This window comes from Micromonospora sp. NPDC047762 (assembly GCF_043204655.1).
Taxonomy (GTDB): Bacteria; Actinomycetota; Actinomycetes; order Mycobacteriales; family Micromonosporaceae; genus Micromonospora.
The window spans coordinates 220,935-241,904 of record NZ_JBIDCQ010000011.1 but is presented as its reverse complement, the minus strand read 5'-3'; the positions used below and the strand labels follow the sequence as shown (position 1 = coordinate 241,904).

Annotated in this window: 17 protein-coding genes and 1 pseudogene; 10 read left to right on the top strand and 8 right to left on the bottom strand. The window is 70.8% G+C overall.

The features are described 5' to 3' along the window. Positions 1–265: 265 nt before the first annotated feature. Positions 266–1,480, bottom strand: a complete 1,215-nt coding sequence (locus tag ACGF3C_RS29385) for a DUF6596 domain-containing protein (RefSeq protein WP_357234428.1) — start codon at positions 1,478–1,480, stop codon at positions 266–268. After that, entirely contained in the window at positions 1,480–1,866 is a 387-nt protein-coding gene (locus ACGF3C_RS29380) for a YciI family protein (protein WP_357234431.1), read from the bottom strand. Before ACGF3C_RS29380 ends, ACGF3C_RS29385 begins: the two co-directional genes overlap by 1 nt. Positions 1,867–2,300: 434 nt before the next feature. Between ACGF3C_RS29380 and ACGF3C_RS29375 the strand changes: the two genes are divergently transcribed. The 3 genes from ACGF3C_RS29375 to ACGF3C_RS29365 all read left to right on the top strand — a co-directional run bounded on the left by ACGF3C_RS29375 (position 2,301) and on the right by ACGF3C_RS29365 (position 4,678). After that, positions 2,301–3,512 carry a cellulose-binding domain-containing protein gene (locus ACGF3C_RS29375; protein ID WP_393226919.1) on the top strand — a complete coding sequence of 404 codons (1,212 nt, stop codon included), beginning with the start codon at positions 2,301–2,303 and terminating at the stop codon, positions 3,510–3,512. Between the two features lie 254 nt (positions 3,513–3,766). Beyond that, the gene (locus tag ACGF3C_RS29370) at positions 3,767–4,408 is read left to right on the top strand and encodes a GNAT family N-acetyltransferase (protein WP_393226917.1); all 642 of its coding nucleotides are present in this window, start codon (positions 3,767–3,769) and stop codon (positions 4,406–4,408) included. 123 nt (positions 4,409–4,531) lie between these two features. Then, on the top strand, positions 4,532–4,678 hold the full coding sequence (locus ACGF3C_RS29365) for a hypothetical protein (RefSeq protein WP_167337290.1): 147 nt from the start codon (positions 4,532–4,534) through the stop codon (positions 4,676–4,678). An 88-nt stretch (positions 4,679–4,766) separates the two neighbouring features. Here ACGF3C_RS29365 and ACGF3C_RS29360 read toward each other — a convergent pair whose 3' ends face one another. Next, on the bottom strand, positions 4,767–5,312 hold the full coding sequence (locus tag ACGF3C_RS29360) for a CGNR zinc finger domain-containing protein (RefSeq protein WP_393226915.1): 546 nt from the start codon (positions 5,310–5,312) through the stop codon (positions 4,767–4,769). A gap of 45 nt (positions 5,313–5,357) precedes the next feature. Here ACGF3C_RS29360 and ACGF3C_RS29355 point away from each other — a divergent pair, with 45 nt between their 5' ends. From ACGF3C_RS29355 to ACGF3C_RS29330, 6 genes are all read left to right on the top strand, one after another. Beyond that, positions 5,358–6,599 carry an MFS transporter gene (locus ACGF3C_RS29355; protein ID WP_393226914.1) on the top strand — a complete coding sequence of 414 codons (1,242 nt, stop codon included), beginning with the start codon at positions 5,358–5,360 and terminating at the stop codon, positions 6,597–6,599. A 67-nt stretch (positions 6,600–6,666) separates the two neighbouring features. Beyond that, positions 6,667–8,700: a hypothetical protein gene (locus tag ACGF3C_RS29350; protein WP_393226912.1), complete on the top strand. Its 2,034-nt coding sequence runs from the start codon at positions 6,667–6,669 to the stop codon at positions 8,698–8,700. 197 nt (positions 8,701–8,897) lie between these two features. Further along, positions 8,898–9,917 carry an NBR1-Ig-like domain-containing protein gene (locus ACGF3C_RS29345; RefSeq protein WP_357231587.1) on the top strand — a complete coding sequence of 340 codons (1,020 nt, stop codon included), beginning with the start codon at positions 8,898–8,900 and terminating at the stop codon, positions 9,915–9,917. 206 nt (positions 9,918–10,123) lie between these two features. Further along, entirely contained in the window at positions 10,124–10,987 is an 864-nt protein-coding gene (locus ACGF3C_RS29340) for a peptidoglycan-binding domain-containing protein (protein WP_357231590.1), read from the top strand. Between the two features lie 33 nt (positions 10,988–11,020). Continuing rightward, positions 11,021–11,905: a peptidase inhibitor family I36 protein gene (locus ACGF3C_RS29335; RefSeq protein WP_393226910.1), complete on the top strand. Its 885-nt coding sequence runs from the start codon at positions 11,021–11,023 to the stop codon at positions 11,903–11,905. A gap of 6 nt (positions 11,906–11,911) precedes the next feature. Then, the gene (locus tag ACGF3C_RS29330; protein ID WP_393226908.1) at positions 11,912–12,835 is read left to right on the top strand and encodes a peptidase inhibitor family I36 protein; all 924 of its coding nucleotides are present in this window, start codon (positions 11,912–11,914) and stop codon (positions 12,833–12,835) included. A 70-nt stretch (positions 12,836–12,905) separates the two neighbouring features. Here the strand turns inward: ACGF3C_RS29330 and ACGF3C_RS29325 are convergent, their stop codons facing one another. From ACGF3C_RS29325 to ACGF3C_RS29315, 3 genes are read right to left on the bottom strand one after another with little or no spacing between them, the layout of a single operon-like run. Further along, a complete protein-coding gene (locus ACGF3C_RS29325; protein WP_393226906.1) occupies positions 12,906–15,779 on the bottom strand; it encodes an FAD-binding and (Fe-S)-binding domain-containing protein in 2,874 nt (957 codons plus the stop codon). 25 nt (positions 15,780–15,804) lie between these two features. Beyond that, positions 15,805–16,989: an anhydro-N-acetylmuramic acid kinase gene (locus ACGF3C_RS29320; RefSeq protein ID WP_393226904.1), complete on the bottom strand. Its 1,185-nt coding sequence runs from the start codon at positions 16,987–16,989 to the stop codon at positions 15,805–15,807. An 11-nt stretch (positions 16,990–17,000) separates the two neighbouring features. Beyond that, the gene (locus ACGF3C_RS29315; protein WP_357224895.1) at positions 17,001–18,566 is read right to left on the bottom strand and encodes a sodium:solute symporter; all 1,566 of its coding nucleotides are present in this window, start codon (positions 18,564–18,566) and stop codon (positions 17,001–17,003) included. Between the two features lie 253 nt (positions 18,567–18,819). Here ACGF3C_RS29315 and murQ point away from each other — a divergent pair, with 253 nt between their 5' ends. After that, complete coding sequence (murQ, locus tag ACGF3C_RS29310) at positions 18,820–19,713, top strand: N-acetylmuramic acid 6-phosphate etherase (RefSeq protein ID WP_357224890.1); 894 nt, start codon at positions 18,820–18,822, stop codon at positions 19,711–19,713. Positions 19,714–20,164: 451 nt separating this feature from the next. Here the strand turns inward: murQ and ACGF3C_RS29305 are convergent. Continuing rightward, a pseudogene (locus tag ACGF3C_RS29305) lies at positions 20,165–20,512 on the bottom strand (ADP-ribosylation/crystallin J1); the annotation flags it as partial. 171 nt (positions 20,513–20,683) lie between these two features. Next, positions 20,684–20,962: a hypothetical protein gene (locus ACGF3C_RS29300; protein ID WP_357230389.1), complete on the bottom strand. Its 279-nt coding sequence runs from the start codon at positions 20,960–20,962 to the stop codon at positions 20,684–20,686. Positions 20,963–20,970: the final 8 nt, after the last annotated feature.

The window sequence follows — 20,970 nt, the reverse complement described above, 5'->3', positions numbered from 1 at the left end:
CGATCTTCTTCCCTAGACAAGAGGAATGATCGACCAAGGGCTGTCCCCATGATCAGCCGGGGTCGATGCCACCGCCCCGCAGGTTAAAGATCAAGCTAAGGCCTGTTTCATAAGAACTGGCCGGCCTGCGGCGGGCCCGGACGACGACCGGCGGCGTTGCGGTTTCGTCCGAATACAACACCGGTATCCGGACGAAACCGCGCCTTGCCGGATCGCCGCCCGGACTCCGCCTCGGCTCGACCGCCCTTATGAAACAGGCCTTACGTCAGCTCAGCGCGGCCGCCTTGCGCAGCAGCACCGAGCGTTCGCGCTGATTGGCGCAGAGCCGGGCGGCCAGCTCCAGCTCGGCGCGCGCCTCCGGAAGCCGGCCGAGGCGGGTCAGCAACTCGCCGCGCACGGTCGGGACGAGGTGTGACCCGGAGAGCCGGCTGGCGGCGATCAGCGCGTCCACGATGGCCAGGGCTGGTGCCGGACCCGAGGCCATGGCGACGGCGACGGCCCGGTTGAGTTCGACCACCGGCGAGGGCGCGACCCTGCCGAGTGTCTCGTAGAGCCGGACGATCCGGGCCCAGTCGGTCTCCTCGACCGAGGGGGCCGACGCATGCGTGGCCGCGATCGCGGCCTGTAGACCGTAGGGGCCGAGGCCGCGCTGCGCTGCCCTGGCCAGCGCGGCCAGCCCACGGCGGATCGCCGGGAAGTCCCACAGCCGGCGGTCCTGCTCCGCGAGAAGGATCGGGGTGCCGTCCGGGTCGGTCCGGGCCGGGAAACGCGCGGCCGTCAGCTCGCACAGGGCGAGCAGGCCGTGCACCTCCGGCTCGTCCGGTTGGAGCGCGGCAAGTGTGCGGGCCAGCCGGATCGCCTCGTACGCCACGTCGGGGCGCAGCAGGTGGTCGCCCGACGTGGCAGTCGACCCCTCAGTGAAGATCACGTAGAGGACGTTGAGCACGCCGCCCAGCCGCTCGCGGCGCTCAGCGGCCGGCGGCAGCTCGAACGGCACCCCGGCCGCAGTGATCGCCTTCTTGCCGCGGGTGATGCGGGCCTGCACGGTCGGCACCGGCACCAGGAACGCACGGGCGACCTCCTCGCTGGACAGGCCGCCGACCACCCGCAGGGTCAGCGCCACCTGCGACTCGCGGGAGAGCACCGGGTGGCAGCTCACGAACATCAGCGCCAGCACATCGTCATCGATCCGGTCGGTGTCGATGTCCTGATCGAGCGCGGGATCGGCCGCCAACAGGGCGTACCGCTCGTGGAGGGCGACCCGGCGGCGGATCGCGTCGATCGCCCGCCGCCGGGCCGTGGCCATCAGCCACCCGGCCGGATTGGCCGGAGAGGCGCGCGGCCAGGACACCAGCGCCTCGGCCACCGCCTCCTGGGCCGCGTCCTCTGCCAGCCCGAAGTCACCGGTGAACCGGGTCAGCGCGGCCACGATCCGCGCCGACTCGATCCGCCAGACGGCCTCGACGTCGGCCGTACCCATCAGACCTGGCCGTTGCTCTCGCCGCCCTGCGGGACCTCGTCGGCCTCGGCCACCCGCCGGACCTCGATCTTGGACCCGCGGACCGCCGGGACCCGCGTGGCCCACGCGACCGCCTCCTGTTTCGTGGCGACATCGAGCAGGAAGTAGCCTCCGAACAACTCCCTGGTCTCGCCGTACGGACCGTCGGTCACCACCGGTGCCTCGCCACCGAAGTCGACAACGACGCCCTGGCGCGGATCGTCCAGCCCCTCGGCCGCGACGAGAACCTCGGCCTTCATCATGTCCTCGATGAACTGGCGGGTGGCGGCCATCATCTCGTCGAGGTTGGCCATCATGGCCGCGTTCGTCTCATCGGTGCCCCGCATAATCAACATGTACTTCGACATCGCGTTCTCCTCATCCGGCGGGCCGCCTCTCGACCCCAGCATCCCCACGTCGAACGGGCGGCCCGCGGATCGACACGAGCCCGGAGCATTCTTCGCTGTCCCTTGCTCGGCGATCTTGCTCTTGCTGTCCCGACATAAAGGCATCCCGTCTGTGTCGACAACCGAAACCGCATGATCGCCGCGGTTGGGTAGCGCCGCCGGCGCTTGATTCGATCGGCATTCGTCAATAGATTGAGGGTGGGCGCCGCCGGGGTCCGGGAGACCGGGCCGTCGGCGGCTGACAGGTCCACCCCGAGCCGGGCATGTCGGTCGTACGCGCGACCGGTCGCTGTGGAGCACCGCCGCGCCGCATCCAGGGCACGTTGCCACGCCGCGTCCGTCCAGGACGCGCCGCCGTGCCGCCTCCGCTCAGCTCGATGGCAGAAGGACCCTTCATGACGATTTTCCGTGCCCGCCCCGCCGCGACCCTGGTGGTCGCCGCCGCGCTGGCCGCCGCCGCGACCACCACCGGAGCGGCCCTGCTCACCGGCCCGGCCACCGCCGCCCAGGGCTGCCGGGTCGACTACACACCCAACCAGTGGCCCGGCGGATTCACCGCCACCGTCAAGGTCTCCCCGGGGGACGCCGCCGTCTCCAGTTGGACCGTCACCTGGACGTACGCCGGGGACGAGCGGGTCACCAGCGGCTGGAACGCCACGGTCAGCCAGTCCGGATCGACGGTGACCGCCCGCAACGCGTCGTACAACGGCAGTATCCCGGCCGGCGGCTCCACCGAGTTCGGGTTGCAGGGCACGTACGGCACCAGCGGTGGCGCCCCGACCGGGTTCAGCCTGAACGGCGTGCCGTGCAACGGCGCCACGCCGCCGACCACCCCACCGCCGACGACGCCTCCACCCACCACCCCACCGCCCACCACGCCTCCGCCGACCACGCCTCCGCCCACCACCGAGCCGCCGGCCGGGTGTGCCGGCGCGGTGCTCTGCGACGGCTTCGAGGGCCAGACCGGTTCGACGCCATCCGGTGACTGGACCGTGGTGAGCCCGGACTGTTCCGGCGCGGGTACCGCCACCATCGACACGGCGACCGCACACAGCGGCAGCCGGTCGGTCCGGATCAACGGCGCCGCCGGGTACTGCAATCACGTCTTCATCAGATCCACGAAGAACCTCGGCAGCGTGGGCAACGTCCGGTACGGCCGGATCTGGGTGCGGCACACCACCGCCCAACCCACCGAACACACGACGATGATGGCGATGGCCGACGCGGCCGACGGCAACAGGGACCTGCGGTTGGGTGGCCAGAACGGCGCCCTGCAGTGGAACCGCGCCTCCGACGACGCGACCCTGCCCGAGCAGAGCCCGGCCGGGGTGGCGCAGAGCCTGCCACTGCCCCCCAACCGGTGGACCTGCGTGGAGTTCATGGTGGATGGCGCGGCCGGTCAGCTACGCACCTGGGTGGACGGGACCGCCATTCCCGGGCTGACTGCGGACGGCGCACCGACACACGACATCGACGGCCAGTGGTACAACCGCACCTGGCGGCCGCAGCTCACCGACCTGAAGCTGGGCTGGGAGAGCTACGGCGGCGGAGCCGACACCCTCTGGTACGACGACGTCGCGATGGGGTCGAGCCGGATCGGCTGCTGACCCTTCGGGGTAGCGGGCGGGGCCGTCGGCGGCGCCGTCCAGATCATCGACTGTGTCAAGGGTGTGATCCGGAGGCCGGGTCACACCCTTGATCGTCATTGATCTCCATCACATCACGGCGGCCCCACAGCTGCTCACGTCGCGCGGCAGGATGTCTCAAGACTGTCTGGTCGCGCGCTGACAACGGGCGGGAAGCGCATTGCCGCGTCCCCTGTCGGCAGCCGCGCGGTCGGGGGACCGAAGAGAGGGCGACAATGGCCAGCACGTTGACCGACATCCTGGACGCGGCGGCGCACGGGCACTTCCCGCCACCGGACGGTGGAACCACAGTGGTGCCACAGCCAAGCCGCCGTGATGCCGGAGTCATCGCCTTCACCGGACACTCGGTGGTGTTCACCGACGAGGACCCCCAGTGGGTACGCCGTACGTTGGCGTCAATCGACTGCGATCCACTGGCGGCCACGATGAATCCGCGTTTCCTGGGTGCGTTGCTCGACCACACTCGGCGTTCCATGGACACGATCGACCTGCTGACCGTGGCGAGCAGCCTTGACGGGCCACCTCCACTGCCGCTGACCGAGCTGGCGGACGCGGGTCATCCTCGCGAGGTCAGGGCACGTCGGCGTCGTGACGACGTCCGTGTCTGGGCCGCCGAGGGTGGGGTGGTCGTGCTCGGCCGCGGGGTGGCCGGCCGATGGGAGGCGGCGACAGAGGTCGACGACGAGTGTCGCCACCGGGGTCTGGGACGGGCGCTGGCGACGGCCGCCCGACATCTGGTGCCCGACGGTCAGCCGGTCTGGGCCCAGCAGGCCGCCGGCAACGCGCGCAGCGTGCGCGCGTTCCAGGCGGCGGGTTTTCGACCGGTTGGCGCCGAGGCGCTGCTGCTCGCGCCGTAGACACCGCGGCGGACGCACCACTGTGGGCCGAACCGTGATCATCAGGAGGTTTCCGCGATCACGCCGGGGGGCATCCCGGCGGTTGAAGGCAGCCGCCCGCTACCCCTGATTGAGGAGAGCACCATGTCGGTCCAGGCATTTCTCTACGTTGTCGCCGTCATCCTGATCGTGCTCGCTGCTCTGCCGCTGCCCACGAGGGGTGTCTCGCTCGCGCTTCTGGGCGCCGCCTGCGCCCTGCTGGCCTACGCCTGGCCGGTGATCACCGACTGACCTTCGCGTGAGTCGTCGTTGGTGCGGTCGGTGGCCAGCAGCCAGAGAGTGATCGCGCTGCCGGCCACCGACCGCGATTCTGTTGCCGTCACTGGGCCGCCGTTCGCCGTCGCTGGCGGTACGCGGCGGCCTTGGCGCGGTCCCCACAGCCGCGCATGCCGCACCAACGCCGCCGTGCGCCTCGCGACCGGTCGACGAACGCTCGGGTGCAGCGCTCGTCGGCGCACCAGCGGAGGGCCAGCCGGTCGTCGCTGGCGTGCAACTCCAGGCAGTCGCGGGCTAGGACTGTCAGGACGGCGTTCAGGCCGCCGTTGCGGTGCACCCCGTCGACGTCGAGGCGCAGCGTAGGCAGTGGTCCCGCTGCCGCCTCGTTCACCAGATCGCGATCCGCCGTGGCCGCGCCCGTGCCGTCGATCAAGGCTTGGACCAGCCGGAAAATCGCCTCTCGGACCGCCTTGACGTGCCGCAGGCCGGCGCCGTCCACATCAGGCGCCTGCTCGACGATGCCGGCCTGGACGGCCCAGTCCGCGAAATCTGTCGGCGTGGTCAGCTGCTCGACATCAGCGTGGCCGCGCTCGGCGAGGGTGGGAAGGAAGTCCAGTACCGGCCGATCGGCGATGAACTCAAACTCCACGTCACCATATTGACCGGTGACGCGACGTGGTGCAAGAGTGAGGCGATGTCATCACCGGTCGAACAGGTGACGGAGCTGGATCCCGGTAGCCACCGCGACGCCGCTCGGCTGAGCCGCTACCTGGTCACGGCACTGCTGGCCCGTACCGCTGACGAAGGCGCCCGGGTCGCGCTGGTGATCTTCGCGTTGGAACGGACGGGCAGCGCAGCCGTCGGAGGGATGTTGGTCGCGACCCTGCTCCTCCCACACGTCGTGGCAGCGCCCCTGGTCGGCGGGCTGGTCGACCGGTCGCGACGACCGGCAGCCGTGCTCGCCCCCGCGATCGCCGTCTTCGCCAGCGCCCTCGCGGCAACGGTCGCCCTGCTCGGTCACGCGCCGCTGTGGCAGACCTACCTCGTCCTCGCGATAGCGGGGTGTTGCGGACCCGCGGTGACCGGCGGGCTGACCAGCCAACTGGCCGCCCTGGCCGGCCCCGCGCACGAGGCTCGTGCCTTCGCGCTCGACTCGTTGTCGTACACCGTCGCCGGCATGGTCGGGCCCGCGACGGTGGGGTTGGCGGTGGCGTACGCCAACCCGAGCGCCGCCATCATGGCGCTCGCGGTCGCCGGCGGGCTCGGCGCGCTCGGCGTCGCATCCCTGCGCCTGCCCGCCCCGTCCGCCGGGGAGCAGACCCGAGCGGTCGACCTGTTCCAGGGTGCCCGCGAGATCGTGCGGAACCGGGCCCTGCGAACGATCACACTTGCCACCAGCATCGGCCAACTGGGCCTCGGCGGTCTGGCTGTCGTCGCCACCACCCTCGCTGCCGCTGCGCATCAACCCAGCCGAGCTGGACTGCTCCTCAGTGTGACCGCCGGTGGCGCGTTCGTGGGATCACTGCTCTGGGCGTGGCGCCCGATGCCGGCGTCCCGGGCGCCTCTCGTGACGGTCTGGGCCATGGTCGCGGTCGGCGTACCCCTCGCGTTGGCCGCCACTGTGCACTCCCTGTCGCTGGCCGCCGCACTGTTCGCGCTGTCCGGGCTCTTCACCGGACCGTTCGCCGCAGCGCTGTTCCTGGCCCGGAGCCAACTGGCCGCCGAGGCGACCCGTACGCAGGTCTTCACCATCGGCGCCGGGCTGAAGGTGGCCGCCTCGGCGATCGGCATCGGTCTCCTGGGCCTCGCCACCGACCTGCCGGCGAGTGCTCAACTGCTGGTGGTGGCCGCCTTCCCGATTCTCGCGGGCGTCGCCGGCGGCGTACTGCTGCGGCGCCCACGAGCGGTTGCGGGCGGACACATCGATGCTTGCTGAGTTTCTTTCACAAGCGTAGGAAGGACACCACCCGTCGATCCGCCGTCCAGCGTCGAAGGAGATGCGTGTGACCACCTCCAGAGGGCTCCGTCTCGCCGTGTCCGTGCTGGTGACGGCGGGTGCGGTCCTGCTCGGCACGGCGGCCCCCGCCGCACCGCCAACGACTCCCGCACCGGCCGGGCACCCGTCCTGCGACCCGATCGATCCGGCGGCCTGCCTGCTGCCGTTCCCGAACGACTACTTCACCGTGGCGGACCGGAGCAGCCCCACCGGCAGGCGGGTGCGGTTCGCCGCCGCCGCGCTGCCCGCCAACGTGCAGGGAAACCCGATCGACCCGACGGAGTGGAACCGGCAGGACGGGTTCAGCCCGGGCTCCCCGATCCTGGTGCGCGTACCCGGTCTCGACGCCGCGGCCAGCGGGATCGCGCCGGTCACCGACATCGGCCGCTCGCTGGCGCCGAACGCGCCGATCGTGCTGCTGAACACCCGGACGGGTGAGCGCACGCCGTACTGGGCCGAGTTGGACGCGCACGCCACCGGCCAGCCCGACCGGCAACTGCTGATCATCCGGCCGGCGGTGGCGCTGACCGAGGGCAGCCGCTACGTCGTCGGGTTGCGCGGCCTGCGGGACGGTGACGGGGCGTCGATTCCGGCGCCGAGGACGTTCACGGCGTACCTGTCCGGTGCCGGCCTCAAGCAGCGGGACGCGCGGGGGCCGCAACTGAGGCGGATCGTCGCCGATCTGAGCCGGGCCGGCGTCAAGCGGCACAGCCTCTACCTGGCCTGGGACTTCACCGTGGCCAGTCGGCACGGGCTGACCGGGCGGATGTTGGCGGTCCGGGACGACGCGTTCGCCGACCTCGGCCGGGCCGCGCCGCCGGTCACCGTCACCCAGGTGACCGACTATTCACCGGAGCAGGATCCGCTGATCGCCCGGCAGGTGACCGGCACCGTCGGCGTACCGTCCTATCTGACCGGCGATGGCGGGCCCGGCTCCCGCCTGCACTACGGGCCCGCCGGCGGCGCCGGGACGCCGCCCACGCCGAACGCCCTGCCCACACCGTCCGGCGCGACGGTGGCGGCCGACTTCGTCTGCAACATCCCGCGCAGCGCCTCGGCTGCGCGGCCGGCCCACCTCTCGCTCTACGGCCACGGACTGCTCGGCCGACCGACCGAGATCAACGCCGGCAACGTCAGGACGATGTCGAACACCCACAACTTCACCTTCTGCGCGACCAGCTGGATCGGCATGGCCGCCGCCGACGTTCCCTTCGTGGCCAACGCCTTCACCGACCTCAGCGCCTTCCCCGCCGTGGCGGACCGGTTGCAGCAGAGCTTCCTGAACTTCCTCTTCCTGGGTCGCGCGATGATTCACCCGGCTGGGTTCGCCGCCCACCCGGCGTTTCGGGACGCCACCGCCCGGCCGCTGATCGATCGCGTCGGCGGGCTGCACTACGACGGCAACAGCCAGGGCGGCATCAACGGAGGTGCCCTCACCGCCATCGCCCAGGACTGGACCCGGTCGGTGCTCGGCGTACCGGCGATGAACTACTCCACGCTGCTGCAACGCAGCGTGGACTTCGCACCGTTCCAGACCGTCCTGGACGGCTACTACCCGGACAGGGCCGACCAACAGCTGGTCCTCGCCCTGCTGCAGATGTTGTGGGACCGGTCCGAGGCCAACGGGTACGCCCAGCACATGACCGACCGGCCGCTGCCGCGTACGCCGGCGCACCAGGTGCTGATGCACGTGGCCTTCGCCGACCAGCAGGTTTCGCCCGCCGCGGCCGAGGTGCAGGCGCGCACCATCGGCGCGCGCCTGCACACCCCCGCGCTCGCCGACGGCTGGTCACTGGACGTGCGGCCGTACTGGGGCATCACGCCGATCCGCCGGTATCCGTACAACGGCTCGGCGATCGTGATCTGGAACAGCGGCTCGGCATACGCGCCGCCACCGACCAACCTCGCCCCGGCGGGGCCGGAGTACGGCGACGATCCGCACGAGTTCCCCCGCGCCCAGGCCGGAGCCCAGAAACAGAAGGCGGTCTTCCTGCTCACCGGCAAGGTCGTCGACGTCTGCGCGCGGACACCCTGCCCGTGAAGCCCGGCCCGCCGGGACCACCACCCCGGCGGGCCCCAGCCGGGCGGCGGTCCGGTCCGCCTGCGGGCGGGTGAAGCGTTCGGTGAGCGCCAGCCCGGGCGTCGTCGATGCAGCACATTGATGGCGGCCTTGTCCCGATCGGTACCCTCTGGCACGCTCTGACAACGCCGGACGACGTCGTCTGACATGGGGGAGTGATGAAGGACCAGCGTGCCGCCACCCAGTCGCTTCAGGACAGACAGGCCGCCGAGAGGTTCGCCGAGCAGCTTCGGACCTTGCGGACCAGCGTGGGTGACCCGTCGTTCCGGAAGATGGCCGGGCGCTCGGGCCGGATCTCGCACACCACGCTGCACGAGGCCGCCGCCGGCACCAGGTTCCCCTCCTGGGAAACGGTCCGGGAGTTCGTCCGCGCCTGCGAGGCGGACGAGGCCCAGTGGCGGCGTCGCTGGGAGGACGCGCAGCGTCCCGCGTCCGTTCACGGCTCCGATGACGGCGATGCCACCCCGGCCAGCACCGGTTCCCCGACCGGCCTCGACACCCCGATCACCACGGGTGGAATGAGGTCCGACACCGGGACCGGCGCCCCGGAGACGACCAGGCCCGTCGCGTCTGTCGTTCCCGTGCCGTCGGAGCGGCAGAACCCGCTACGGGGCACCGACTATCCGCCGACCGACCAGGACGTCGCGAGGGGACGGCGGCAGCGGCTGCCGTGGCTCGCCGCCGCCGCTGTGGTCCTGGTGGTGGCGATGGTCGCCGTGCTGGGCGTCGTCGTCCGCGGCCGGTCGTCCCGGGACGCCCCCGGCACCGTGGCGGCGTCGTCCACACCGACCGTTTCGCCGTCGGCGTTCTCGGACTCGCTGATCCCCGGCGACTCGAGCAAGTTCATCGCCGACGTCACCATTCCCGACGGCACCCGGGTGCGGGTGAACTCCCAGTTCGTCAAGGTGTGGGCGCTCAAGAACGTGGGGAAGGTGGCCTGGCACAACCGTTTCCTGGCGCGGACCAACCCGACCGCCGACGCCGACGGTTGCCAGGTGCCGGATCGGGTGGCGATCGGTGACACACCACCTGACGAGCAGGTGATGATCAGTGTCGAGGTCACCGCGCCCAGCCGCCCCGGAAAGTGCTGGGTGAGCTGGAAGATGGTCGACGAGAACGGGCAGGAGTACTTCCCCACCCGCCGGCCGGTCTACTTCATGGTCACCGTCACCGCCTGAACGCGCTCCCGGTCGCCCCGGCCGGTGCCGGAGTGCCATCGCTCGATGTCAGCCCCGGACGTCACCGAATCTGACAACACCACATCCATCGAGGTCGGCGAGGGCCTGACGGATCTGACAGCACAACAGGGGTACCGAACAGCAGGCCGATTCTCGCAAGGTGATGTCCGTTCCGAACGACTCACCAATTGCGAGGAGGATCGACAGTGCGCCGTCACTGGATGTCCGTCGGGCTCGCCGTGCTCTGCGTGGCCGTCGGCGTTCCGGCCCACGCCGGAGCCGCGACATTCGGCGCCACAGCGCAGCAGCCCGTGACCACGGCCGCGCGGCCAGTCGTGGACATGGAGGCCACCGTCCTGGCGGCCCAGATCGACCCCCGCCGCGCAGACAACACACTGACCCCGGGCGCGAAGAACTCCGTGCTCGCCGTCGAGCAGGCGCTCCAGGCGCGGGGCCTGCTGAACGCACAGTGGGTCGACGGCTACTTCGGGACCGTCACCGTCTCGGCGTACGCGGCGTACCAACGCTCACTCGGCTACACCGGGCTGGCCGCCAACGGGCTACCCGGCACGACGTCGCTGACGAGGCTCGGGCTGAACCGTTACACAGTCGGCAACACGATCGGCCCGGGCGCGAAGGTTCCGCGTGACGGGTACGTCGTCAACGCCCGCACCCAGGCCATGTTGGCCGAGGCGCAGCGTGTCCTCGGCTACTCCCTGGTGCTCGACCAGGGCTCCTACAACCCCGGGGGCGATCCCACCTCGGCCGGTACGCACGACGGCGGGGGTGTGGTGGACATCGCGGTCACCGGCATGACCGCTGCCAGGCGCACCGCCGTCGCCAGGGCGCTGCGTCAGGTCGGCTTCGCCGCCTGGGTCCGTAGCCCGAGTCAGGGCGACTGGCCGTGGCACATCCACGCCACGGCGATCAACGACACGGACCTGTCCAGCCAGGCGCAGCACCAGGTCGGCGACTACTACCTGGGCATGAACGGCCTGGCCAACCAGGGACCGGACGACGGCCCCCCGGTCCCGATCACGACCTGGGAGCAGTACCAGCGCGGGCAGTGACCCGCACCCGCTCACCGTTTGGGAAAGGACACCATGAACATCCGTAAGAGCCTCGCCGCCGTCGGCGTCGCGCTGGCCGCGACCACCTCGATCCTCAGCGTCGCATCGCCCGTGTCGGCTGCGGCCCGAGACGGGGTCTGCGACAGTGGCGAGTTCTGCTACTACTACAACAGCGACAACGCGGGATCGATCTCTGACTTCACCGGATCGCTCGACGACTACGGCACCGAGCAGCCCTCGTGCTACGACTTCAAGGGCGCTGGCGCTGGCAAGGGCCTGTGCATCAAGAACGAGGCCGCCTCGGTCTGGAACCGCAGCACCAAGACCGTGCGTGTCTACTACAACAGCGGCTACGCCGGTTCTTACCAAGACTTCGCGGCCGGCGCGAAGGGAAACCTCAACGCCACGCTGAAGAACAACAACGCCTCGCACCAGTTCTCGCCGTCGGCGCGAACGAACCTGTCGTACGGCCTGTACCAGGCCAGCGGCGGCACTGTCACGTGCGGCTTCGACGGTTACACCACCACGCCCGGGCGGCACGAGGGCATCGACATCGCCCGCAGCGTCGGCTCGGACGTGCGGGCCCTGGTCTCCGGAACGGTCATCTACGTCGCGCGGGGCAGCACCGGCAGCGGCGGCCTGTCCACGATCTCCGTCTACAACTCCTCGCTCAACAAGACGGTGATCTACCTGCACACCGCGCCGAAGTCCGGGGTGAGCGTGGGCGACGCCATCAGCAAGGGCGAGATCATCGCCGATGAGTCGTGGCACGGGGTGTCGTCCAGTTCGGGCGCGCACACCCACGTCGAGGTCCGGGCCGGCCGGCAGACCCACGCGGCCGTCAGCGTCGGCGACCCCACCCTGGACAACGCCGACCCGACCTCGTTCTGGAACTCCCAGGGCTACAACGAGAAGTAGGACGCCATGAGTATCCGCAAGGGCCTCGCCGTCGTCGGCGCCGTCCTCGCCATGTCCACCTCCATCCTGAGTGTCGCCTCACCGGCAGCGGCGGCCGCACGGGACGGAACCTGCGACAGCGGCGAGTTCTGCTACTACTACAACAGCAACCAGGCCGGCTCGGTCTCCGACTTCACGGACTCACTCGACGACTACGGCACGACCCAGCCGACCTGCTACGACTTCAAGGGCTCAGGCAGCGGCAAGGGCCTGTGCGTGAAGAACAACGCCGCGTCGGTGTGGAACCGCACCGGCAAGACCGTGCGGGTCTGGTTCAACAGCAACTTCGCCGGTGCGAGCCAGGACTTCACGTCCGGCGCGAAGGGAAACCTCAACGCCACGCTGAAGAACAACAACGCCTCGCACGAGTTGCTGAGCGGGCCGACGGGCTGTAGCACCGACGGCACCAACAGCAGGCTGCCGAGCACCATCCTCGTCTACCGGGTCAGTCTCGGCCGGGTCGACCGGGTCGACTTCAAGACGTACGTCAAGAACGTCCTCCCGAACGAGTGGGTGACGAGTTGGCCGTCCGCCTCGCTGGACGCCGGTGCGATGGCCGTCAAGAGCTACGGCTGGTACTGGGCGTTGCACTCGACCCGGAAGACGTCCGGCGGGCAGTGCTACGACGTCCGGGACGATACCGGTGACCAGGTCTACCGGCCGTCGACGGCACAGACGTCGACGTCCGCCGCGGTGGACCGGACGTGGTCGGCCCGGATGACCCGGAGCGGCAACATCCTGCGGGCGCACTACTGTGCGACGACGACCGCATGCGGTGGCTGGGTGGACGGGGACTGGCTGTCGCAGTACGGCTCGCGTGACCTCGCCAACGAGGGCAAGAGCTACCAGGCGATCCTGCGCTACTACTACCGCGACATCGCCCTCTCCTGAGGTTCCACGCACTGAACGCGCCGCCCGCCGCAGATCCGTGGCGGGCGGCGCGTTCATGGGCACGCGCGGGTCACGCCAGCGGCTCGATCGCCTCGACGAGCACCTCGAGCACATGCCGGTACGGCTGGCCGGTGGCCCGGCTCATGCCCATCTCGCAGGTGCGGTTGCAGGAGGCGTACGCGTCGTGGTCGCGCTCATTGATCTCGGCGGCCTGAGCCGCCGTGGCACCGGCCGTGACCTCGGGGTGCAGCAGCCCCCGGTCACCGGCGAAGGCGCAGCACCCCCAACTGTCCGGCACGGTGACGGTGTCGGCGACCGCCCCGGCCACCGCGCGCAGGTCGTCGATGCCGCCGAGGTGCACGGTGGAGCAGGTGGGGTGCAGCGCCAGCGAGCCCAGTCGCCGGGGCTGCGGCAGCGCCGGCAGGAGGTGTTCGGCGGTGAAGGTCACGCTGTCGACGAAGCGCAGCGCGCCGTAGCGTGCCCGATCCTCCTCGGCCAGCGCGGCCGTCAGCTGCGTCAAGCCGTGCGTGCACGATGACGCGTCGCACACGACAGGCAGGCGACCCTCGTCACTGGCCGTCCAGAGCGCTTCCAGGGTCCGCTGCGCCATCTCGCGGTGGCCGGCGGGGTAACCCTTGGACTGCCACGGGGTTCCGCAGCACAGGCCCGCCGTGCCGCTCGGTACGACGAGCGGCACCCCCGCCAGTTCGCAGAGGCGCAGGAACGCCGCCGCCGACCCGCCGGACGAGCCGTCCTCGGGGGCGAAGAGACTGCCGACGCAGGCCGCGAAGAACACCGCCTGGGCGTCCGGCGCGCTGCGCGGGGTGGGGCGGGGCGCGCCGGCACGCGGCATGTCGTCGGTCCACAGTGGCACCAGCTCGGAGGCGCCGAGCCCACGGATCATCCCGGTGGCGGCGCGGGTGACCGGTGTCGGCACCGTGTGCGCGGCGGTCAGCCCCACCCGGACGCCCGTCACGGCGGCCTGCCAGTGCTTCGCGGCGGTGCGGGCTGTGCGCTGGGCGCGAGGGCTGTGCCGCTCGGCGCGCAGCCGTTTCATCGCCGCCCCGGTGTCGATGCCGACCGGGCAGGCGGTGACGCAGAGGCTGTCCGCGGCGCAGCTGTCCACCGCGGCGTACTCGTAGTCGGCGGTCAGCTCCCGGCGGCGCTCCTCGTCGCCGGTGGCGGTGGCGAGGGCGATCTGCCGTTGCAGGACGATGCGCTGCCGGGGTGTGGTGGTGACGTCGGCGGTGGGGCAGACCGGCTCGCAGTAGCCACATTCGACGCAGGCGTCCAGGTCGGGGTCGACCGTCGGGACGGCCTTGAGCTGCCGCAGGTGCACGGTCGGGTCGTCGTTGAGCAGTACACCGGGGTTGAGCAGGCCGCTCGGGTCGCACAACCGCTTGAGTTCACGCATCACGTCGTACAGTTCGTCGCCGTACTGCCGGCGGACGAAGGGCGCCATGGCCCGCCCGGTGCCGTGCTCCGCCTTGAGTGTCCCGCCCTCGGCGAGCACCAGGTCCACCATGTCGTCGGTGAACCGGGCGTAGCGGTCGATCTCGGCGGGGGTGTCGAAGGACTGGGTCAGCATGAAGTGCAGGTTGCCGTCCCGGGCGTGTCCGAAGATCACCGCGTCCGGGTAGCCGTGCCTGTCGAACAGGCGGATCAGCCCGTCGCACGTGCCGGTCAGGCGTGGCATCGGCACCGCGACGTCCTCCAGCAGGGCCGTGGTGCCGGGCGGGCGGGCCCCGGCGACGGCGGTGTAGAGGCCCTTGCGCAGGTGCCAGAGGTTGGCCCGTTCGCGTGGGTCGCGGGTCAGCTCGGTGCCGGTGACGGCCGGCAGCCGGTCGAGTACGGGCCGGGCGTCAGCCAACGTCGCGGCCAACTGCTCCGCGCTGTCCTCGGCGAACTCCACCAGCAGCGCGGCGTGCCCGGTGACCGTCAGCCCGCGCAGGGCCGTGCTGGCACCCGGGTCGCGCTGGCTGACCCGCAGCGCGGCCGCGTCGAGCAGCTCGGCGGTACGGGCTCCGGCGGCGAGCAGCGCCGGCAGCGCGTCGGTGGCGTCGGTGAGACCGGGCAGGATCAGCAGGCCGGTGGCGGCGTGGCCGTGGATCTCGACGGTACGGAAAACGGCCTCGGCCACGAAGCCGAGCGTGCCCTCGCTGCCGATCATCAGGTGGGCGAGCATCTCGACCGGGGTGCTGTGGTCGAGCAGGGAGTTCAGCCCGTACCCCATGGTGTTCTTCATGGCGAACAGCCGCTCGATGGTGGCGCGCGACCCCGGCGTCGAGCGCACCCGGTCGCGCAGGCGCAGCAGCCCGGCGTGCAGCTCGGGCTCGTCGGCCCGCAGCCGGTCGTCGGCGTCGCGGGCGCCGGAGTCGACGACGGTGCCGGACGGGAGCACGAAGCGCAGCGACTCCATGGTGCGGTACGCGTTGTCGGTGGTGCCGCAGGTCATCCCGCTGGAATTGTTGGCCACCATGCCGCCCACAGTGCAGGCGGCCTCGCTGGCCGGATCCGGGCCGAGTCGGCGTCGGTAGCGGGCCAACCGGGCGTTGGCCTGCCGGATCGTCAGGCCCGGCTGGAGCCGGATGCGGCGGCCGTCGTCGAGGACCTCGGCGTGACGCCAGTCGGTACGGACGTCGACCAGCACGCCCGCGCCGCCGGCCTGCCCGGCCAGGCTGGTACCGCCGCCGCGCAGGGTCAGCGGCACGCCGGCCTCGCGGGCGCCGGCCATCAGCGCCCCCACCTCGGCGGCCGAGGCGGCCCGGACCACGGCCTGCGGCTCGAACAGGTACGGCGAGGCGTCGTGTGCCGCCGCCAACCTCCGGGGCAGCTCGGCGCTGGCCCGGTTCGGATCGCCGAGACGCGAGCGCAGCAGTTCGGCGACCTCGCGGGCGCGAGCGCCGGCCGCGCTCGGCGGCGGCACGGGTACGACGGTGCTCATGAGCGGATCCTCCGAGAAGGGATGGTCAGTCGGCCACCGGAGACGCGACGACACGCAACCGGGCGGGGGCGGTGCTGGCCGGAGCCGGCAGCCGCAGCGGCTGCCGGCCGGGGGTGATGCTGCCGAGCACCGACGCGTGCCGCGCGCCGGTGCCCGAGGGCAGGGTGCCGGGCAGCCCGTGCACGGTCAGGTAGCCCAGCAGCGCGAAGGCCAGCGCCTCCTTGGCGTCCGACGCGATGCCCAGGTCGTCGCTGGAGGACAGCTGGACGCCGGGCAGCTCGTCGGCGAGCATGCGCATCAGGGTCGGGTTGTGTGCGCCGCCGCCGGAGACGACGAGCCGGGTGACGCCGTGGTCGCGGCAGGCGCCGGCCACCGTGACCGCCGTCAGCCGGGTGAGCGTGGCCAGCACGTCCTGCGGGTCCGGTGTTGGCGCGTCGGCGAGGGCGGCGAGCAGGTAGGGCAGATGGAACAGCTCTTTCCCGGTGCTCTTCGGGCCGGGCAGCCGGTAGTACGGCTCGTCGAGCAGCCGCCGCAGCAGGTCCGGGTTCACCTGCCCGGCAGCCGCCCCGCGCCCGTCCCTGTCGTACTCCTCGGTGCCCCCGCTGAAGTGGCGGGCGGCGGCGTCGAGGAGTGCGTTCGCCGGGCCGGTGTCGAAGGCGAGTGGGTCCGCGTCCGGCGCGACGACGGTGATGTTGGCGATGCCGCCCAGGTTCAGAGCGGCCGGGACGCCGGGTAGGCCACCCAGCAGCAGTGTGTCGAAGAGGGCGACCAGGGGGGCGCCCTGGCCGCCGGCGGCCACGTCGCGGCTGCGCAGGTCCGCCACGACCGGAAGGCCGGTGGCCTCCGCTATCCAGGCCGGCTGACCCAGCTGGAGAGTGCCCCGAACCCTGCCATCCTCCACCCAGTGATGCATCGTCTGCCCGTGCGACACGACGAGGTCGGCGCTGCCGTCGCACAGCTGGGCGAGGGCCCGCGCGCCGGCCTCGGCGAAGGCCTGACCGATGCCGGTGTCCAGCACGCAGATCGCCTCGGTGGTGGTCGCCGTGGGCGGCAGGGCCGCGGCGATCTGCGTGCGCAACTCGTCCGAGTAGGGGTGGCTGAGCCGGCCCAGCGGTCGCATCCGCAGGGTGTCGCCGCTCAGCTCCAACTCGGCCGCTGCGGCTTCGATGCCGTCGTAGGAGGTTCCGGACATCAGGCCGATCACGCGCATCACGTCCTCCTTCACGCCCGGCCGGCTGGCGCCGCCGCCGTGCCGTCGTCGACCTCGTCGGTACGTCCATGGTCGTACGGCGTCTCCGGGGCCGGGTGGAACCGGCTGGACACCGCGCCGACGACCAGGGTGATCAGGACGCCGATCGGGACCAGCCACTGCGCGGCGATGGCGGTGGCGGTGGTGGTTCCGGCCGTCGTCACATCGATCTTGACGTAGCGGACGATGTAGGTCATCACCGCCACGGTGACCAGGAATGCGATCACCGCGTCCACCTGGTTGGCCCGCTTGACGAGACGGCCGAGCAGGAAGGCGCCGAGCAGCGCCCCGTAGGTGTAGCCGGCGATGGTCAGACCGGTCAGGTAGACGTTTCCGGTGCTGGAGCTGAACGCGCAGGCGAAGATCGCCATCAGCACCGCCCAGACCAGGGTCATCACCCGGGCGAGCCGGAGCATCGTGTCGTCGGACGGCACCGTGCGGAAGAAGCTGTGGATGAAGTCGGCGACCGTGGAGTTCGACATCGAGTTCAGCGCCGAGGACAAGGAGCCCATCGCGGCGCCGAGGATGCCGGCCACCAGCAGACCCGAGATGCCCACCGGCAGGGCGTGCAGGATGAAGCTCGGGTAGAGGTTGTCGCTGCTGGCCAGGCCGAGCTCCTTGAAGGTCTGACCCTTGTTGTACGACCACAGCAGCGCCCCGACCAGGGAGAACGCCGCGAACTGGATCACCACGAAGATGCCCGAGGAGATCATCGCCTTCTGTCCCTCGCGCAGCGTGCGGGTGGACAGGATGCGCTGCACGATCAGCTGGTCCGAGCCGTGGCTGGCCATCGCGAAGATCGCGCCACCGATGATGGCGGTCGGCAGGGCGAACGGGCTGGTGAGCACGTGCGCGAGGTTGAAGTTGGTGTCGAAGAGCTGGAACTTGCCGGCGTCCAGCGCCTGTGAGTAGCCGTCGAAACCGACGGCGTGGCTGAGCACCGCGATCGCCAGGATGGCCCCGCCCAGGTACAGCCCCATCTGGATGGCGTCGGTCCAGATGACCGCCTTGATGCCACCGAGGTAGGTGTAGACCACAGTGATGAGCGTCAGGACGATGATGATCGCCTGATAGCCGACGTTCAGCCCGAACTCGTCGAGAAGAAGCTTGATGGGGATGGCCGAGGCGAACAGCCGTACACCCTCGGCAAGCAGGCGGGTGAAGACGAAGGTCACCGACGCCAGCCCTTGAAGTTTCAGGCCAAACCGCTCACCGAGGTACTGGTAGGCGCTGACGAACCCACCCCGCTTGTAGAGCGGGATGAGCACCGCGGCCACCACGACCCGACCGATGACGTAACCCAGGGCCAGCTCGACGTTGCCGAAGCCCTGACCGCTGTAGGCGCCGCCGGGAACACTGATCACGGTCAGAACGCTGGTCTCGGTGGCAACCACCGAGAACGAGACGGTCCACCAGGGCAGCCGACCCTCGCCCACGAAGTAGTCCTTGGCGGACTTCTGTTTACCGGACAGGCGTAGTCCGACGAAGGCGATCACCACGAGGTACAGCACGATCACGACGAGGTCGAGTTGACGCACGGCTCGCTCCCAACCAGCGGTTGTCAATAAGTGACGTTGGGCCAGCCTAACTCGAAACTTTTTGCCACCGCCGGTCCGGGCTGGTTACGCTGTGGTTTCAGCCTGCTGATACGGGGACTGTTCGCAGCTGCGCCGTCGGCCTGGCCGCGGCGGCGGGTCGCGAGACGCGCTCGACGACGAGCCGCCGCCGGGCGACCGGAGACCTCTCCCCGCCGGCCGGCGACTGCACACCAGCGAGAGGAACGAGCACCCCGTGGACCTCAGCACCCTCGGCACCGAGACCCGCAACGACAAGACCGGCGACCTCGACCGGATGTCTCCCACCGAGTTGCTTCTCGCGATGAACGACGAGGACCAGACCGTCGCCGACGCCGTCCGCCGGGCCGTGCCGGACATCGCCGCCGCCGTCGACGTCATCGTGGCCTCGCTCCGTCAGGGCGGACGGCTGATCTACCTCGGCGCGGGCACCAGCGGCCGGATCGGCATGCTCGACGCCGTCGAGATCCCACCCACCTTCGGCACGACGCCCGAGCGGGTCATCGGTCTGCTCGCCGGCGGGGCACGCGCCTTCGGTGTCGCCGTCGAGGGCGCTGAGGACGACCCGACCCGCGCCGTCTTCGACCTCGACGCCGTCGGCCTGACCGCCCGCGACACTGTGGTCGGGCTCGCCGCCAGCGGCCGTACCCCGTACGTGGTCGGTGGGTTGGATCATGCCCGCGCGCTTGGCGCGGCGACCGTCTCGGTGGCCTGCAACACCGACGCGGTGACCAGCCGCCACGCCGACGTCGCCATCGAGGTGCCCACCGGCCCCGAGGTGCTGACCGGCTCCACCCGACTCAAGGCCGGCACCGCCGAGAAGCTGGTCTGCAACATGCTCTCCACGGCCACGATGGCCCGGCTCGGCAAGGTCTACGGCAATCTGATGGTGGACATGAACGCCACCAACGAGAAGCTCGTCGACCGGGCGCGCCGGATCGTCGCCGACGCCGCCGACACCGATCTCGACACGGCCGCGAGGGCGCTCGCGGCGGCGCACGGGCACGCCAAGACGGCCATCGTGCTGCTGCTGGCGAACTGCACCGCCGACGAGGCCGCCGCTCGGCTGCGCGCCGCCGACGACGACGTACGGGCGGCCGTCGCGGCCTGATCCTCGGGTTCGCGGTGGCGCCCTGATCCGGTCAGGTGCTCGTCACCCCGGTCGGACGTCAGGTCTCCAGGTCGAACGCGAACGTGCCCGCCTCGATGCGGTCGATGAGCTGGCGGACATCGTCGGCCAACTGGACGGCGTCCTCCCAGCCGCCGCTGGTGATGTCGACCAGCAGCACCGGGGCGGGGTCACTGCGCAGGTCGAGGACGAGCTGTTCTCGGGAGCCGTCACCGCCGATGATGGCGATGCCAGGATGCGCGTCGGTGGCCTCGTCCCACGCCTCATGCAGCTCGAGCATCTCGCGGGGGGAGTTGAGCCACACGTAGGCGTCGGTGGTCATCCAGCCCCGCCGGAACCACGACTCACCCTGCAGGTAGGTGCGCCAGGCGTCCGGCAGCGCCCGGCCCAGGGTCCTCTCCGCCTCGGCGAACTCCTCGTCGTCAACTGGGCCCCGGTACTCGGCCTCCGCGATGATCGCGCCGACGATGTGGGCGTTGAGGTCGTCGAGCTTCTCGGCGGGAATCCAGTACTCCAGCACGTCGCGGCCACCGGCCTGCTGGACCTCGTAGTGGTCGAGGTACGACCGTTGCACGTCGAACCGGGTGACGTAGCCGACGCCCTTGGCGGGGACGTTCCACTCGCGGGCGATCTTCGTGGCATACCAGCGGTTGAGCACCGGGTAGAAGATCGGCTGGTCCGGCAGTCGTGGCGGCCAGGCCCGCCAGCCGGCCGCCGCCACGAGGTCGAGTTCTGCCTGCCCGGTGGGCCGCCACAGCGTGATCGTGTCGGAGTTGCCGATGGGTCTGCTCCCTACCGGTTGCGGTGTTGGCGCCAGGACGCCGCCGCCCGACATTCTGACCGAACCGTGCGACGAATGCGGACCTGGTCGGTGCCCTCGTCCTTCCCGGCCTCGCGATCTCGTCAGGTCGACGAAGCGCCCCGTCCGCAACGGACGGGGCGCTTCGTGGTGTCAGTTGAGCGGTGAATCCGGAACCGTTCGGTCCTCGTCGACGTCGGGGGTACTGGCCAGCTCGATCCTGGGGGACCGGTCCGGCGGGAGGTGGTCGAAGTCGGCGATGACGACGACATCCACCTCTCCGTCGATCATCGACTGCTCGATGCTCTCCCAGGGGGCCCGCATGACTCCTGCGAATCGGTAGGAGTTTCGGCGGAGGTGGCTGAGACACCTCGCGACGACAGGCTCCGACGGCTCGATGTCGGCGGGGATCCAGATAACGGCGATTTCCATGAACCTCT

Excerpts from the sequence above, each read along its gene's own strand:
- ACGF3C_RS29330 (WP_393226908.1), top strand. The coding sequence starts at position 11,912 with ATGAGTATCCGCAAGGGCCTCGCCGTCGTCGGCGCCGTCCTCGCCATG.
- ACGF3C_RS29335 (WP_393226910.1), top strand. The coding sequence starts at position 11,021 with ATGAACATCCGTAAGAGCCTCGCCGCCGTCGGCGTCGCGCTGGCCGCG.
- ACGF3C_RS29345 (WP_357231587.1), top strand. The coding sequence starts at position 8,898 with ATGAAGGACCAGCGTGCCGCCACCCAGTCGCTTCAGGACAGACAGGCC.
- ACGF3C_RS29380 (WP_357234431.1), bottom strand. The coding sequence starts at position 1,866 with ATGTCGAAGTACATGTTGATTATGCGGGGCACCGATGAGACGAACGCG.
- ACGF3C_RS29375 (WP_393226919.1), top strand. The coding sequence starts at position 2,301 with ATGACGATTTTCCGTGCCCGCCCCGCCGCGACCCTGGTGGTCGCCGCC.
- ACGF3C_RS29320 (WP_393226904.1), bottom strand. The coding sequence starts at position 16,989 with ATGCGCGTGATCGGCCTGATGTCCGGAACCTCCTACGACGGCATCGAA.
- ACGF3C_RS29300 (WP_357230389.1), bottom strand. The coding sequence starts at position 20,962 with ATGGAAATCGCCGTTATCTGGATCCCCGCCGACATCGAGCCGTCGGAG.
- ACGF3C_RS29325 (WP_393226906.1), bottom strand. The coding sequence starts at position 15,779 with ATGAGCACCGTCGTACCCGTGCCGCCGCCGAGCGCGGCCGGCGCTCGC.
- ACGF3C_RS29385 (WP_357234428.1), bottom strand. The coding sequence starts at position 1,480 with ATGGGTACGGCCGACGTCGAGGCCGTCTGGCGGATCGAGTCGGCGCGG.
- ACGF3C_RS29365 (WP_167337290.1), top strand. The coding sequence starts at position 4,532 with ATGTCGGTCCAGGCATTTCTCTACGTTGTCGCCGTCATCCTGATCGTG.
- ACGF3C_RS29355 (WP_393226914.1), top strand. The coding sequence starts at position 5,358 with ATGTCATCACCGGTCGAACAGGTGACGGAGCTGGATCCCGGTAGCCAC.
- ACGF3C_RS29370 (WP_393226917.1), top strand. The coding sequence starts at position 3,767 with ATGGCCAGCACGTTGACCGACATCCTGGACGCGGCGGCGCACGGGCAC.